Below are 13,299 nucleotides of genomic sequence, written 5' to 3'. Positions count from 1 at the left end.
CTTAAAATGGCTTAGGTAATCGAAATGTAATCAAATAGAAATATGGAAGTAGATATTGAAAAAAGAAAAAGGAATTCAACATTTGATCGTGATCCCTTTTTCTTTAAGGTTAGTTAATCATATTGCCAGTTTTTTTGAAAAATATAGGCAGGGTATTGTTCTTCTTCAAATGAATACTGCCTTTCATCCTTTGTTATTTGAGCAAGTTCTTGTAATAATACATAAATAGATTGAAGTTCATAATAGAGTATTTCAATGGTTTTAGGTGACATATTCTGATTGTTTGCTGCTAGAGGAGACAGCTGATTCACTTTAACGATAACCGACGTGTCGATTTGGTGGAACGGATCCTTTAAGATGTCAGCAAATGCTTGGATTGTATCCATTATGTATGTTTTTTCTTGAACACTGATAGGCTGATTCAAGCGAAGATGGGCAATTTTGCCTAAATGAATGACTAAATGGTTTAAATGATCTAGTTTCTTATGCAAATAATCAAAAGAGCGTCTTTCATGTTCAGAAGATGTTCGATACCTCCATTCATCATTTTGAAAGGATGATAGTTGGTAGCCATCATGTATTTTTTCGGAGATTTTTTTATATGTATCAATTCTTTCTCGAGGCTCTTGATCAGAATCCAGCAAATTGAGCATCATAGATTGTATACTAGTACCGATATGGTCACTAATCTCATCGATTCGCTGAACAAGAAGTGGACCGAATTTTGGTGGTAAAATTAAGAAATTAATGAATGTTGAGACTGTTATGCCAATAAAAGAACCTGTAACTCGCCAAAGGACATCAAGAATGCTTACATCCACCATTCCAGGCACCATCGCTGTTGCAGTTAATGTAGCGACAAGGGTAGATGGATCTAGTTTTAAAGAGGCACAGGTTGTAAGTGTAAAAATAGCGATTAAGGCATAGGTTAAGGCTGTTTCACCAAATAAAATATCACATAAAACGGCAAAACAAGCACCAATCGCAGCCGCTGGTAATCGAATCAGCCCTTTTTTTATTGAGGCATGAACGGTCGGTTCAATGGTAACTATCGCCGTAATAATCGCAAAAGAAGCAGATAGGTTCATCGTATGACATAAAATTGCTGTGATAAATACGGCAACTCCTGTTTTGATGATACGTCTACCGATCGGCCATTTTATTCTCATAGTAACTCCTTAAATGTTATAATTGAATACGGCAGTTAGTATCGGGGTAAAGGGAATAAATTATACATTTTCTTCATGAATCACATAATTATGGACAAATTCGAAAGGGTTGAACGAAATGAAAAAGATTGTTTGTTTATTAGGGCTCATTTTGTTGGTTGGGTGTGGAGATGATGCGGATACAACCCGATTCGAGAGTACGGAGCCAGCGGACGAGGTTGCGGAAAATGAAAGGGAACAAGAGGGTGAAGTAGAGGAAGAGGAGTCACATGATCATGAGTCTGAAGGGGAAGATGATGTGGAAGAGAAACAAAGCCAAGAAGTTATTGAGAAAATAGAGAAAAAATACACCATTAATGCAACAACATCAGCTGTTCAACCGATTGAGGGAATGGGGGCAGATGAGAACGTTGTGTTAATAACAATTGATGATGCACCTGATAACTATTCAATCGAGATGGCAAAAAACTTAAAAAAGTTAGAAGTACCAGCGATCTTTTTTGTGAATGGTCACTTTATTATGGATGAGGCTGGACGTGATAAATTAAAAGAAATTTATGAGATGGGCTTTGAAATTGGTAACCATACGATGACACATCCGAACTTACAGCAAATTAGTGAAGAAGAACAAAAAAATGAGATTGTTGAATTGAATGAATTAGTAGAAGAGATAATTGGTGAACGGCCAAGGTTTTTTAGGGCCCCATTTGGAGCAAATACGGATTATGCACGTGAAGTCGTTGCTGATGAACAGATGACTTTAATGAATTGGACTTACGGGTATGATTGGGAAAGTAATTATCAAAATGCAGATGCTTTAACAGATATTATGGTGAATGCAAAAGAACTGCAAAATGGAGCGAACCTGCTTATGCATGATCGAGCATGGACGGCAGAAGCATTGACTGATATCATAAATGGTTTACAGGAAAAAGGGTATAAAATGGTGAATCCGAAAGAAATCAAATAAATGAAGTCTAAATATGAGTGATACAACATAAGGTATACAGTGGTTTGAAGCGCTTACAAAAAGGATTGAGGAGATGATTGTGATGTTAGGAACTATCATTTGTCAAACCTGTCACGAATCAATTATGGCTTTCGAATCCGAAAAAGTGACAAAAGTTTATGTGAAGTGCTCTCATTGCAGCCACTGCCAAAAAACAAGTAAAAAACGATTAATGGGAAATCGACATTGCTATGGTTAGGAGACCTGACCATCGTAGTGTCGATTTTTTTGAAGCCAATGAAGGGGCCGTGGATAGGCGGGAATAGGTAATGAAAAAGGTGGGAGAGCGAAATTACGGTGCGGATAAAAAGGAATAGGTAATGAAAAAGGTGAAGAGCGGAAATTACGGTGCGGATAAAAAGGAATAGGTAATGAAAAAGATGGGGAGCAGAAATTACGGTGCGGATAAAAAGGAATAGGTAATGAAAAAGTTGGGAGATCGAAATTACGGTGCGGATAAAAAGGAATAGGTAATGAAAAAGTTGGGGAGCGGGAATTACGGTGCGGATAAAAAGGAATAGGTAATGAAAAAGATGGGGAGCGGGAATTACGGTGCAGATAAAAAGGAATAGGTTATGAAAAAGGTGGGAGATCGAAATTACGGTGCGAATAAAAGGAAATAGGTAATGAAAAAGATGGGAGATCGAAATTACAGTGCGAAAAAAAGAGAATAGGTAATGAAGAAGGTGGGGCAGCGAAATTACGGTGCGGATAAAAAGGAATAGGTAATGAAAAAGTTGGGAGATCGAAATTACGGTGCGAAAAAAAGGGAATAGGTAATGAAAAAGATGGGGAGCGGAAATTACGGTGCGAATAAAGTAAAATCAATAACAAAAAAGCTGTACCAATAAAGGTCACTTATTAACCTTAATGGAACAGCTCATTTCTTCGTTTATTTAATAGCTTCAAATTCTTTAATGACTCGAATTGTTTGGAAGGTTCCATCTTCTGGACCTTGAACAGGTAAACCTTCTTTAATGTTTTCCTCAATATAGGCAAGATTTTCTTCCGCGATAATTTCCCCAGGAATTAAAATCGGAATACCAGGTGGGTAGACCATAATAAATTCTGCAATGATTCTACCAGCTGATTTTGAGAAAGGAATGACTTCTGTTTCTGCATAAAAAGCATCACGGGGTGAAAGAGCAAGTGTCGGAATTCTAGGGACGTAAACTTTTATTTCTTTCTGTTCCCGGGATGTATCACTTGTTTCTAAAGAAAGCTGAGTAAGGGCATCTACAAGCTTTGCCGTTTTTTCTACGGTATCTCCAAGAGAAATGATACAAAGAATGTTATATAAATCGGACAACTCCACTTCGATTGCATACCGCTCTCTTAACCAAACTTCAACTTCTGACCCTGTTATTCCAAGCTCTTTAACTGAAATGATTAATTTAGTTGGATCCATATCATAAGTGGCTTTTGTACCAAGAATTTCTTCTCCAACGCATGTGATTCTCGGAATGGCATTGAGCTGTTCACGTGTTTTTTCAGCTAATTCAATCGTATTAGTTAACAGCTTTTGACCTTCTGTTGCGAGTCTTCTTCTGGCGACATCAAGTGAAGCTAATAACAAATAAGAGGTTGAAGTTGTCGTGAGCATACTAATAATCGATTGCACTCTCTTCGCTGAGACTAGCCCTTCTTTAACATTTAATATCGAGCTTTGTGTCATTGAACCGCCTAGCTTATGAACACTTGTTGCGGCCATGTCTGCACCTGCTTGCATAGCCGATAAAGGTAGCTGATCATGAAAATGAATATGAACACCATGTGCTTCATCAACGAGGACAGGTATTTGGTAACTGTGAGCAATTTCGACGATTTTCTCCAAATTTCCAGATACTCCGAAATAAGTTGGATTGATGACGAGTAACCCTTTGGCATCTGGATGAGTTTGAAGAGCTTTCTCAACCGAATCTGTTGTTATTCCGTGGGAAATACCTAGGTTTGGATCAATTTCAGGGTGAATAAAAACAGGGTTTGCTCCAGAAAAAATAATCGCAGACATAATTGATTTATGAACATTTCGTGGAACGATTATTTTATCACCAGGAGAACAAACACTCATAATCATTGTCATAATGGCTCCACTCGTTCCTTGCACAGAAAAGAATGTATGATCTGCTCCAAATGCTTCTGCAGCAAGCTCTTGTGCTTCTTTAATGATTCCGTGTGGATGGTGGAGGTCATCTAATGGAGCGATATTAATTAAGTCAATTGCAAGTGCATTTTCACCAATATATTCTCTAAATTCCGGGTCCATTCCTGTCCCTTTTTTATGTCCAGGAATATGGAATTGAATAGGTTGTTTTTCTGCATGTTTACGAACCCCATCAAATAGTGGAGTAGAATACTGTCGCGACAAAGACGTCACCTCTTTTTATAATGAAATTATCCTATATAAGATATAGTGATATAAAACAAATAAGAGTATACCAAATAGGGCATTCACTTGCATAGCTAAAAGAAGAAATAAATATGTATTTTTCGAAACGTTTTTGTGTTCATATAGTAGATTCTTGCATAAAAGGTAGGAACATGTTACATATTGTAGAGAAAAGAAGAAAGGGGTTTATTTAATGGATATGAATATGCCAATTTCACTTGATTGGACAAAGGATGAGGTCGTGGATGTCCTCGATTTTTATCAAGCAGTGGAAGATGTATTTAGTCGTGGAATGGAGCGAGACAAATTTTTAAACTACTATAAACGTTTTAAAGAAATCGTCCCATCAAAAAGTGAAGAAAAACAACTTTGTCAACAATTTGATGAACAAGCAGAAGTCTCCTGTTATCATGCTGTTAAAACAGCAAAAGAGAAACAGACTGGTGAAATGATTCGATTAACGAAATAAGTCATGTTTGGGGGGAGGGATAAGATGGGGAAAGGTGCCTTAAATATTTTTTTTATATTTGGTTTTTTAGTTCTCAGTGCTTGTTCGAGTGGAGCAAATGATGAGAAATTATCGATTTATTTTTTTGGAGATGTGCCAAGAGATCGAGAAGAGCAATTACATAAAATGATTGAAAATGAAATAGGTGAAGTTGAGGAAGAGATTCACATTTCGATTGAGCCTGTTCAGCATGAAAGAATTCTTGTCGTTATTGCTGCCCAAGAGGGAGATTTATATTTTATTGATCAATCCAAAGATGTGTTTTTTGACCCAGTTGGTTTAGTTCCATTAGATGGACTTTTTTCTGATGATGCAAGAGAAGGAAGCAGACAATATGTCGCTGAAGATGAAGAAACTGGTGAGGAACAATTATTCGCTGTTTCTATTAATGAACAAACAAGATTTATTGATGAATTGGATATTGAATTATCTAATGCCATGTTTGCTTTTGTTGATAAACGAAGCACACATATTGAGCTAAGTAAGAAGATATTAGAGGCGTTATATTGATTTAGTAAGATGAAATAAGCCCAAAGACGCTAGATGTCTTTGGGCTTATTTTTAATTGGCTGGAATGGGGGCGTTTTGAGCTAATGTATATAATGGCAAGATGGTTTTATATGTTTCCTCTATTTTTTGGATTAACGCTTGTCCATCTTTTAAGATTGGATCATTTCGATCAATGTGGATACCACATAATAGTTCCGCTTTTTTGACGTCTTTTAGTCGGGTGAACATTGCTTCCAATTCATTTTTTTGAAAGATCTCCATGTTTTTTCGCTTCCGGTTTCATGTGATCAATGGACCAAACAAAATCATTTGGAATGTCTTTTTTCCATTTATTTACGTTTTTTAACAACTTCTCCGCAAAGGGGGCTTTAATCGGGCATTCGTAAATAACGGCAAACCAAACAAATAAATGGGTTTCAAATAAGCCAACTTGAAAATGGGGGAGCATTTTATACCCTCTTTTACTGTTAGCAAATGCGACCCACGTGTCATTTGGTGGGTTGACGGTACGGCGTGCATGTTTAGCGATATGTGTAAACATTTCATCCCCTGTTAAAGAAGCTAAAGTCGGTTCTAATTCTGCCGCAATTGCTTCAAACTTAGGACGAATATTGGATTTTAATGCCTCCATTCGCTCCTCAAGGCCGTTTATATTAAATACATTAAAATCAGAATCGTTAAATCCAGAAAAAGTCATCATTGACACTCCTTAATTATAATAATTATTCTTTAAGTTTAACACATAATGTCGATTAAATGAGAATATAATGCTTCTTATCCCGTTAGTATTGCCTAGAAATATTCCAACATGTCTATCAGAGTAGGATGTAATCATTTTATTGGTTTGAAGTCCGCACATTTTTTTGAAAGGCTAATAAACTGTACTAACTCATTACTTTGTTGCATTGGCCTAAGGTTATTAAAATCCTACTTTGAGGGGTGTCGTTAATGGAACAGATCATGGAGGGGTTTGAACTTACAGGTGTGAAGAATCGTATTGTTGTTCTGAAGCTCGAGATTGATTATGAATTGATGACGTTACATGATGCTTTATTAACGGATGATGATGCTTCAAGGCTCCAGACATTAGAGAAATTAAAAAAGTTGCAGCAAGAATTAAAAAAGCTAGAAATTACGTAAGCATTCTAAATGCAGCTTTTTACTCATAGGGCACGAATCTCAAAACGGAGAGTCGTGTTATTTTTTGTTTTAAGCTGAGACAAGCTTACATGATTTTATAGACAAAAAAAGAAATGAATCGATATTATTATCAGAAAAAACTAAAATATATATATTTTCTGATAGATTTTCTGACAAGAATCAACTAAAATAATGACAATGCTTTATTTTATTAAGAGAAGACAAACAAGACGAACAGATTGGGGGCAATGAAATGGAAGGTTTTTTAGAGGGCTTTCAGAAAGTAGTTGATGCCATTAATGGCGTAGTTTGGGGACCAGTAACACTCTTTTTGATTGTGGGTACTGGGGTATTTTTGACCATTCGTTTAGGTTTTTTGCAAATTCGTGATTTACCTTATGCTCTAAAATTGACTTTTTCCCGCAGTAAAAAGAAAGATGATAAGGCAAAAGGGGACATTTCTCATTTTCAATCGTTAATGACGGCGATGGCGGCAACTCTTGGAATTGGGAATATGACCGGAGTTGCATCTGCCATTCTTTTGGGAGGAGTAGGAGCTCTTTTTTGGATGTGGTTAGCTGCCTTTTTTGGAATGGCGACTAAATACGGAGAGGCGATATTAGCTGTAAAGTATCGTACCGTTAATCACAAGGGCGAGATTTCTGGTGGGCCGATGTATTATATTGAAAAAGGACTTGGCTGGAAATGGCTTGCGATTTTATTTGCTTTATTTGGCTTTTTAGCATCGTTTGGTATCGGCAATATGACACAATCCAATACGGTTGCAGGTTCATTACAAGCTACTTTTAATATTAATCCGTGGATAACAGGATTTGTGTTGATGGTTTTAACAGCACTCGTTTTACTTGGTGGAATTAAAGGAATTGGACGTGTTTCTGCTATCTTTGTTCCGTTTATGGCCTTATTTTATATGGCAGGTGGACTCGTTATTATTTTATTAAATATTACCCAAGTGCCAGAAGCATTCTTAACTATTTTCCACGCGGCAATTAATCCTGAGGCCGTTGGTGGCGGTGCGATTGGTTTAGCGATTCGTTACGGTATTGCACGTGGTGTATTCTCGAATGAAGCAGGTCTTGGTTCTGCACCGATTGCAGCAGCAGCAGCCAAAACGGATTATCCTGGTAGACAAGCACTTGTATCGATGACAGGTACATTCCTTGATACGATGATCGTTTGTACGATTACAGGTTTAGTTATTGTCATGAGTGGTCTTCATTTAGGGTTAGGTCCAGAGAGCCAAGCAGTTTTAACAGGAGCGGCGTTTGAATCCTTTTTACCTGGTATCGGAAATTATGTTGTTGTATTTGGGATTATCTTTTTTGCTTACTCCACTATTATTGGTTGGTCTTATTATGGGGAGAAATGTTTTGGTTATATTTTTGGGGACCAAAATACGATTTATTACAAAGTTATTTTCTGTATAATGGTTATGGTTGGTGCTGGAACTTCTGTTGGACTCGTTTGGGATATTGCCGATATTTTTAATGGATTGATGGCAATACCAAACTTAATTGCTCTTTGCTTATTATCTGGAGTTATTGTCGCAGAAACCAACAAGTTTAGGGAGGTTCGAGCAAAAGAGAAATTGGAAGAAAAGAGAAGTAAAATGGCAAGTTAATGGAGACAATGAAGCCTATTAAACCATACGTTAAACAAGACTATGGTTAATAGGCTTTTTATTTGATAAGGATATAAACTTCTTTTAGGTCAAATAATTCCTTTATGAAGTCACTTATGTCATAATTAAATAATAAAAAATTTGTTTATTCTAAAAGAGGTGTCGAGGTTATGTCATTAAATTGGTTGGAGATAGAAAAAATTGCAAAAGAATGGACGTTAGAAGCAGGAGAAAAGGTGAAAGAAGCCTTGCATAATCCAATTGAAGTAAAATCTAAGTCGAATCCTCATGATTTAGTTACTGAGGTCGATAAGAAAACTGAGCAATTTTTTTATCAGAAAATTAAACAAACATTTCCTGACCATCACTTTTTAGGCGAAGAAGGAATTGCTGAGGAAGGAATATTACAATCTTTAGATGGAACAGTCTGGATTATCGATCCGATTGATGGGACGATGAATTTTGTTCATCAAAAATATAACTTTGCGATTTCCGTTGGCGTATATCATAATGGCTTGGGTATGGTTGGAATGATTTACGATGTGATGAGTAATGAGTTTTTTCATGCAAGCCGAGATAATGGAGCTTATTTAAACGGGGAAGAACTTGTTCCGGTAAAAGAAAGAGTTTTAGACGAGTCCATCATTGGCGTTAATGGAAAATGGCTCGTGGAAGAAAGAAATGTTTATCAAAATCCGCTACGAGCATTAGTTCGAGATGTGCGCAGCATTCGTTCTTATGGTTCAGCGGCAATTGAAATGGCTTATGTCGCGGCAGATCGATTAGATGGCTACATTAGTGTGAAATTATCGCCATGGGATTATGCGGCAGCACTTGTTATTTTAAAAGAGGTCGGTTGTGTTGCTTCTTCATTTGCAGGGAATGAATTATCACTTTTAGATTCAGGAACGGTGATCGCAGCGAAACCACAATTACATAAAGAAATTATATCTTCATATTTAGGGGAGGAATTTTAAATGATAAAAAAGGTTGGGTATATTGGACTTGGAACGATGGGCTTTCCAATGGTCCAGCATTTATTATCAAAAGATTATGAGGTTTATGTCCTGCACGGGCGAGGTCGTTATGAAGAGGCAGTTAACCTTGGAGCGAAGACTCTTTCAACACCTAAAGAAATTGCAGAAACAGTTGATGTCATTTTAACTTGCCTGCCTCTTCCAAAAACGATTAATGAAGTTTATGAAGGGGAAGAGGGAATTCTTGCTGGGGTACAGAAAGAGCAAATATTAGTTGACCACTCAACGGTTGATCGTAATACAAATGAACGTATTGCTAAGCTTGCCGAGCAAAAAGGAGCAGAATTTATCGATGCTCCTGTAAGTGGTGGACCGATGGGAGCTATCGCAGGAACTTTGACGATTATGTGTGGAGGAAATGAACGAGCGTTTCAAAAAGCGAAACCCATTATGGAAGCTTACGGTGAATATATTCTTCTTGTTGGTGAAGTCGGAAGTGGCACTGTCGTCAAATTATTAAATAATATGTTGATTGGAGTCCATCAAGCAGCTCTAGCAGAATGTTATGTAATGGCAGAAAAAAGTGGAGTAGATCCTGCAATTGCTTATGATTTAATTAAACGTAGTTCAGGCTTTTCTAAAAGTATGGACTGGTCTGTGGATGCCATTCTTGATCGTCAATTCGAAGCTAGGTTTTCATTGGAGTTATTAAACAAGGATATCAATTTGGCCCTTGATTTAGCGAAAGAAATTGATATGCCGCTCGATATGGTTAAATTGGGAGCAGAAAAAGTGTCCGAAGCAAAAAATGATTATGGACATGAAGATATTTGTGCTGTCGTCAAACCATTAGAACAAAAAACAAACATAACCTTAGCAAGAAAAAAATAAAAAAACAAAGTGCCAAAATAGACCGAATTACATACCTAACGATTGACGTGCAAGCATTTTTCGGAAACGGGAAGAAGAACGTCATCTACTATATAATGAAAGCCGGTAACATTTTAATTGTAAAATGTTACCGGCTTTTCAGATCAGAGGAGGGTTTTGTTCCAGCCCCTCTTATTTCGTTAGTGATTTTGTTTACAGTTATAATAAATCTAAGAAAAGAATGATTTATATTTCGCTTGATTCTCTAGCTCTTTTTTTTAGTGTAAAACCTAGTCCCATTGCAACGACAATTCCAAGAATCGCTAAACTAGCAATGAACACACTACGTTCAGCAATAGCAACTCCAATAATCATAATACAAAAAACAGTTACTGAAGCTAACAGTAAAAATAAAAGGTTTTCTTTCTTCACATTAATTACCCCCTAAGTTCGGTGAACATTAATAGTGTACCTTTAAAATAGGAAAAGAAAAAGGACAATGTTGTGACAAAAAAAATAACCTTTTTATTTAACAAAGCGGATTACCTATTTTTAATTGGTTTATGATATACTTATACAGTTAAAGTTGAACTAAGGAGAGAATTGGATGACTGAATATCGTAACGATATAAAAAATATTGCGATTATCGCACACGTTGACCACGGTAAAACGACATTGGTTGATGAATTATTAAAACAATCAGGTACGTTCCGTGTAAACGAACAAGTTGAAGAAAGAGCTATGGATTCAAATGCGATTGAAAAAGAGCGCGGGATTACAATCCTTGCTAAAAATACAGCGATTAATTACGGGGATACTCGTATTAACATTTTAGATACACCTGGGCATGCTGACTTCGGTGGAGAAGTAGAACGTATTATGAAAATGGTAGATGGTGTTTTACTTGTTGTTGATGCTTACGAGGGCTGTATGCCACAAACTCGTTTTGTTTTAAAGAAAGCATTAGAACAAAAATTAACACCAATTGTTGTTGTGAATAAAATCGATCGTGATTTTGCTCGTCCAACAGAGGTTGTCGATGAAGTAGTGGACTTATTTATTGACCTTGGGGCAGATGAAGACCAATTGGACTTCCCTGTTGTTTTTGCTTCTGCGATTAATGGAACAGCAAGCTTAAATCATGAACAACAAGATGAGAATATGAATTCTTTATTCGAAACGATTATCGAAACGATTCCATCACCAGTGGATAACAGTAGAGAGCCGCTACAATTCCAAGTGACGATGCTTGATTATAACGATTATTTAGGTCGTGTTGGGATTGGTCGAGTATTTAGAGGAACAATTGAAGTTGGACAACAAGTTGCTCTAATGAAGCTTGATGGTTCTATTAAACAGTTTCGTGTTACAAAAATGTTCGGCTTCTTAGGGTTGAAAAGAATTGAAATTACCTCTGCAAAAGCAGGCGATCTAATTGCGGTTTCCGGAATGGAAGAAATCAATGTAGGTGAAACGGTTTGTCCAGTTGAGCATCAAGAAGCATTGCCGATTTTACGTATTGATGAGCCTACTTTACAAATGACATTCCTTGTTAACAACAGTCCTTTTGCTGGTCGTGAAGGAAAATGGGTAACGAGTCGTAAATTAGAGGAACGTTTAACAGCTGAGCTAGAAACAGATGTTAGTTTACGTGTAGATAATACGGATTCTCCTGATGTGTGGATCGTTTCAGGGCGTGGAGAGCTTCACTTATCAATTTTAATTGAAAATATGCGTCGTGAAGGATTTGAGCTACAAGTTTCTAAACCAGAAGTAATCATTCGTGAAGTTGATGGGGTTCGTTCTGAGCCTGTTGAACGTGTGCAAATTGATGTTCCAGAAGAGTACACAGGTGCTGTTATGGAATCATTGGGTGAGCGTAAAGGTGAGATGACGAACATGACAAACTCTGGTAATGGTCAAGTTCGATTAGAATTTATGGTTCCAGCTCGTGGCCTTATCGGTTATACGACAGAGTTCTTAACTCAAACACGTGGTTATGGAATTATTAACCATTCCTTTGATAGTTACCAACCAATGGCTGCGGGTCAAGTTGGTGGACGTCGCCAAGGTGTTCTGGTTTCGATGGAAACAGGAAAAGCGAGCCAATATGGAATTATGCAAGTAGAGGATCGTGGAACGATTTTTATCGAACCAGGAACGGAAATTTACGAAGGTATGATCGTTGGAGAGCATACACGTGAAAATGATTTGACGGTCAACGTAACGAAAATGAAAGCTCAAACGAACGTACGTTCTGCTACGAAGGATCAAACCGTTACAATGAAAAAACCAAGAATCATGACACTAGAAGAAGCACTTGAGTATTTAAATGAAGATGAATATTGCGAGTTAACACCTGAATCGATTCGTTTACGTAAAAAGATCTTAAATAAATCAGAACGTGAACGAGTGGAAAAGCGTAAAAAGCTATCACAGCAATCATAATAACGGTTGTAATGGCTAGGTTTTGAAAGGATGATACAAAGTAATGGAACACTCATTTACACAAGAGGAACTTGAAGGTTATTCGTGGTTAATGAGGGCGTCTGCTGAAAATCCTTGGAATGGTTTTTGGGCTTTCATAGCCATTGTTGCCCTAGCGGTAATCGTATTTAATTTAGGGTTTGCAAGGAAATTGCCAGTGTTAAAAATGGCCGTCATTTACATTTTATTAGTGGTTGGTTGTTTTGTTTTATGGTTTTTAGAATTTCTTTTCGGGGCACCGATGATTATCGTACTCATCATATCGGCTCTTGTGTTAGGGGCTTATCGTTATCGCCTCTACCGGCACCGTCAAGAAGAGCAGAAACAAGGTTAGACAAAAAAGAGAGCGAGTGGAGTTAAATCCATTCGCTCTCTTTTTCTTTTGAGTTTCTTAAAATAAATGAGCCCGTTGATTTACGTTCATTAGTGCGAAGTGTAATTCTTTCTTGACACGAATCGCACATATACGTATGAATGGGACGGTTTCTCAGTCTTTTAGCAATTAAAATATGATCATCAATTTTATCGATTTTATCACATAAAACACATTTTACACGCACGATTTTCACTCCATTTCGGTATTACGTATCTATTGAT

Annotated in this window: 14 protein-coding genes and 1 pseudogene; 10 read left to right on the top strand and 5 right to left on the bottom strand. The window is 37.1% G+C overall.

Annotation, left to right across the window (positions count from 1 at the left end; all coding sequences use genetic code 11):
- Positions 1 to 113: 113 nt before the first annotated feature.
- On the bottom strand, positions 114 to 1,169 hold the full coding sequence (locus tag BALCAV_RS01795; protein ID WP_003320944.1) for an aromatic acid exporter family protein: 1,056 nt from the start codon (positions 1,167 to 1,169) through the stop codon (positions 114 to 116).
- 118 nt (positions 1,170 to 1,287) lie between these two features.
- Between BALCAV_RS01795 and BALCAV_RS01790 the strand changes: the two genes are divergently transcribed.
- Both BALCAV_RS01790 and BALCAV_RS21425 read left to right on the top strand, forming a co-directional pair.
- On the top strand, positions 1,288 to 2,139 hold the full coding sequence (locus BALCAV_RS01790; RefSeq protein ID WP_003320945.1) for a polysaccharide deacetylase family protein: 852 nt from the start codon (positions 1,288 to 1,290) through the stop codon (positions 2,137 to 2,139).
- Between the two features lie 73 nt (positions 2,140 to 2,212).
- Entirely contained in the window at positions 2,213 to 2,377 is a 165-nt protein-coding gene (locus BALCAV_RS21425; RefSeq protein WP_326938282.1) for a GapA-binding peptide SR1P, read from the top strand.
- 693 nt (positions 2,378 to 3,070) lie between these two features.
- On the opposite strand, the gene BALCAV_RS01785 is transcribed toward BALCAV_RS21425, so the two are convergent.
- On the bottom strand, positions 3,071 to 4,546 hold the full coding sequence (locus BALCAV_RS01785) for an aminotransferase class I/II-fold pyridoxal phosphate-dependent enzyme (protein ID WP_003320946.1): 1,476 nt from the start codon (positions 4,544 to 4,546) through the stop codon (positions 3,071 to 3,073).
- 214 nt (positions 4,547 to 4,760) lie between these two features.
- Between BALCAV_RS01785 and BALCAV_RS01780 the strand changes: the two genes are divergently transcribed.
- Complete coding sequence (locus BALCAV_RS01780; RefSeq protein WP_003320947.1) at positions 4,761 to 5,036, top strand: UPF0223 family protein; 276 nt, start codon at positions 4,761 to 4,763, stop codon at positions 5,034 to 5,036.
- A gap of 24 nt (positions 5,037 to 5,060) precedes the next feature.
- Positions 5,061 to 5,585 carry a hypothetical protein gene (locus BALCAV_RS01775; RefSeq protein ID WP_003320948.1) on the top strand — a complete coding sequence of 175 codons (525 nt, stop codon included), beginning with the start codon at positions 5,061 to 5,063 and terminating at the stop codon, positions 5,583 to 5,585.
- A gap of 51 nt (positions 5,586 to 5,636) precedes the next feature.
- On the opposite strand, the pseudogene BALCAV_RS01770 reads toward BALCAV_RS01775, so the two are convergent.
- Positions 5,637 to 6,282, bottom strand: a pseudogene (locus tag BALCAV_RS01770) (YktB family protein).
- Between the two features lie 251 nt (positions 6,283 to 6,533).
- Between BALCAV_RS01770 and BALCAV_RS01765 the strand changes: the two are divergent.
- The 4 genes from BALCAV_RS01765 (at position 6,534) to BALCAV_RS01750 (ending at position 10,235) form a co-directional block, all read left to right on the top strand.
- Entirely contained in the window at positions 6,534 to 6,725 is a 192-nt protein-coding gene (locus BALCAV_RS01765) for a hypothetical protein (protein ID WP_003320950.1), read from the top strand.
- A gap of 253 nt (positions 6,726 to 6,978) precedes the next feature.
- On the top strand, positions 6,979 to 8,367 hold the full coding sequence (locus BALCAV_RS01760) for an alanine/glycine:cation symporter family protein (RefSeq protein ID WP_003320951.1): 1,389 nt from the start codon (positions 6,979 to 6,981) through the stop codon (positions 8,365 to 8,367).
- A gap of 170 nt (positions 8,368 to 8,537) precedes the next feature.
- Positions 8,538 to 9,344 carry an inositol monophosphatase family protein gene (locus BALCAV_RS01755; RefSeq protein ID WP_003320953.1) on the top strand — a complete coding sequence of 269 codons (807 nt, stop codon included), beginning with the start codon at positions 8,538 to 8,540 and terminating at the stop codon, positions 9,342 to 9,344.
- The gene (locus BALCAV_RS01750; RefSeq protein ID WP_003320955.1) at positions 9,345 to 10,235 is read left to right on the top strand and encodes an NAD(P)-dependent oxidoreductase; all 891 of its coding nucleotides are present in this window, start codon (positions 9,345 to 9,347) and stop codon (positions 10,233 to 10,235) included. It begins immediately after the preceding gene.
- 225 nt (positions 10,236 to 10,460) lie between these two features.
- Here BALCAV_RS01750 and BALCAV_RS01745 read toward each other — a convergent pair whose 3' ends face one another.
- Complete coding sequence (locus tag BALCAV_RS01745) at positions 10,461 to 10,646, bottom strand: DUF5325 family protein (protein WP_003321096.1); 186 nt, start codon at positions 10,644 to 10,646, stop codon at positions 10,461 to 10,463.
- A gap of 175 nt (positions 10,647 to 10,821) precedes the next feature.
- On the opposite strand from BALCAV_RS01745, the gene typA reads away from it, so the two are divergent.
- Positions 10,822 to 12,663, top strand: coding sequence for a translational GTPase TypA (gene typA / locus BALCAV_RS01740; protein ID WP_003321094.1), 1,842 nt, complete (start codon positions 10,822 to 10,824; stop codon positions 12,661 to 12,663).
- A 43-nt stretch (positions 12,664 to 12,706) separates the two neighbouring features.
- On the top strand, positions 12,707 to 13,036 hold the full coding sequence (locus BALCAV_RS01735) for a YlaH-like family protein (protein ID WP_003321093.1): 330 nt from the start codon (positions 12,707 to 12,709) through the stop codon (positions 13,034 to 13,036).
- Positions 13,037 to 13,058: 22 nt separating this feature from the next.
- Here the strand turns inward: BALCAV_RS01735 and BALCAV_RS01730 are convergent, their stop codons facing one another.
- Positions 13,059 to 13,262, bottom strand: coding sequence for a YlaI family protein (locus BALCAV_RS01730; RefSeq protein WP_003321092.1), 204 nt, complete (start codon positions 13,260 to 13,262; stop codon positions 13,059 to 13,061).
- Positions 13,263 to 13,299 lie beyond the last annotated feature (37 nt).

This window comes from Alkalihalobacillus alcalophilus ATCC 27647 = CGMCC 1.3604 (assembly GCF_000292245.2).
GTDB classification, from domain to species: Bacteria; Bacillota; Bacilli; order Bacillales; family Bacillaceae_D; genus Alkalihalobacillus; species Alkalihalobacillus alcalophilus.
Note: the sequence above shows the minus strand (reverse complement) of the source record. Positions and strands in the feature narration are given on the sequence as shown.

Excerpts from the sequence above, each read along its gene's own strand:
- typA (WP_003321094.1), top strand. The coding sequence starts at position 10,822 with ATGACTGAATATCGTAACGATATAAAAAATATTGCGATTATCGCACAC.
- BALCAV_RS01750 (WP_003320955.1), top strand. The coding sequence starts at position 9,345 with ATGATAAAAAAGGTTGGGTATATTGGACTTGGAACGATGGGCTTTCCA.
- BALCAV_RS01755 (WP_003320953.1), top strand. The coding sequence starts at position 8,538 with ATGTCATTAAATTGGTTGGAGATAGAAAAAATTGCAAAAGAATGGACG.
- BALCAV_RS01760 (WP_003320951.1), top strand. The coding sequence starts at position 6,979 with ATGGAAGGTTTTTTAGAGGGCTTTCAGAAAGTAGTTGATGCCATTAAT.
- BALCAV_RS01775 (WP_003320948.1), top strand. The coding sequence starts at position 5,061 with ATGGGGAAAGGTGCCTTAAATATTTTTTTTATATTTGGTTTTTTAGTT.
- BALCAV_RS21425 (WP_326938282.1), top strand. The coding sequence starts at position 2,213 with ATGATTGTGATGTTAGGAACTATCATTTGTCAAACCTGTCACGAATCA.
- BALCAV_RS01780 (WP_003320947.1), top strand. The coding sequence starts at position 4,761 with ATGGATATGAATATGCCAATTTCACTTGATTGGACAAAGGATGAGGTC.
- BALCAV_RS01735 (WP_003321093.1), top strand. The coding sequence starts at position 12,707 with ATGGAACACTCATTTACACAAGAGGAACTTGAAGGTTATTCGTGGTTA.
- BALCAV_RS01765 (WP_003320950.1), top strand. The coding sequence starts at position 6,534 with ATGGAACAGATCATGGAGGGGTTTGAACTTACAGGTGTGAAGAATCGT.
- BALCAV_RS01795 (WP_003320944.1), bottom strand. The coding sequence starts at position 1,169 with ATGAGAATAAAATGGCCGATCGGTAGACGTATCATCAAAACAGGAGTT.
- BALCAV_RS01790 (WP_003320945.1), top strand. The coding sequence starts at position 1,288 with ATGAAAAAGATTGTTTGTTTATTAGGGCTCATTTTGTTGGTTGGGTGT.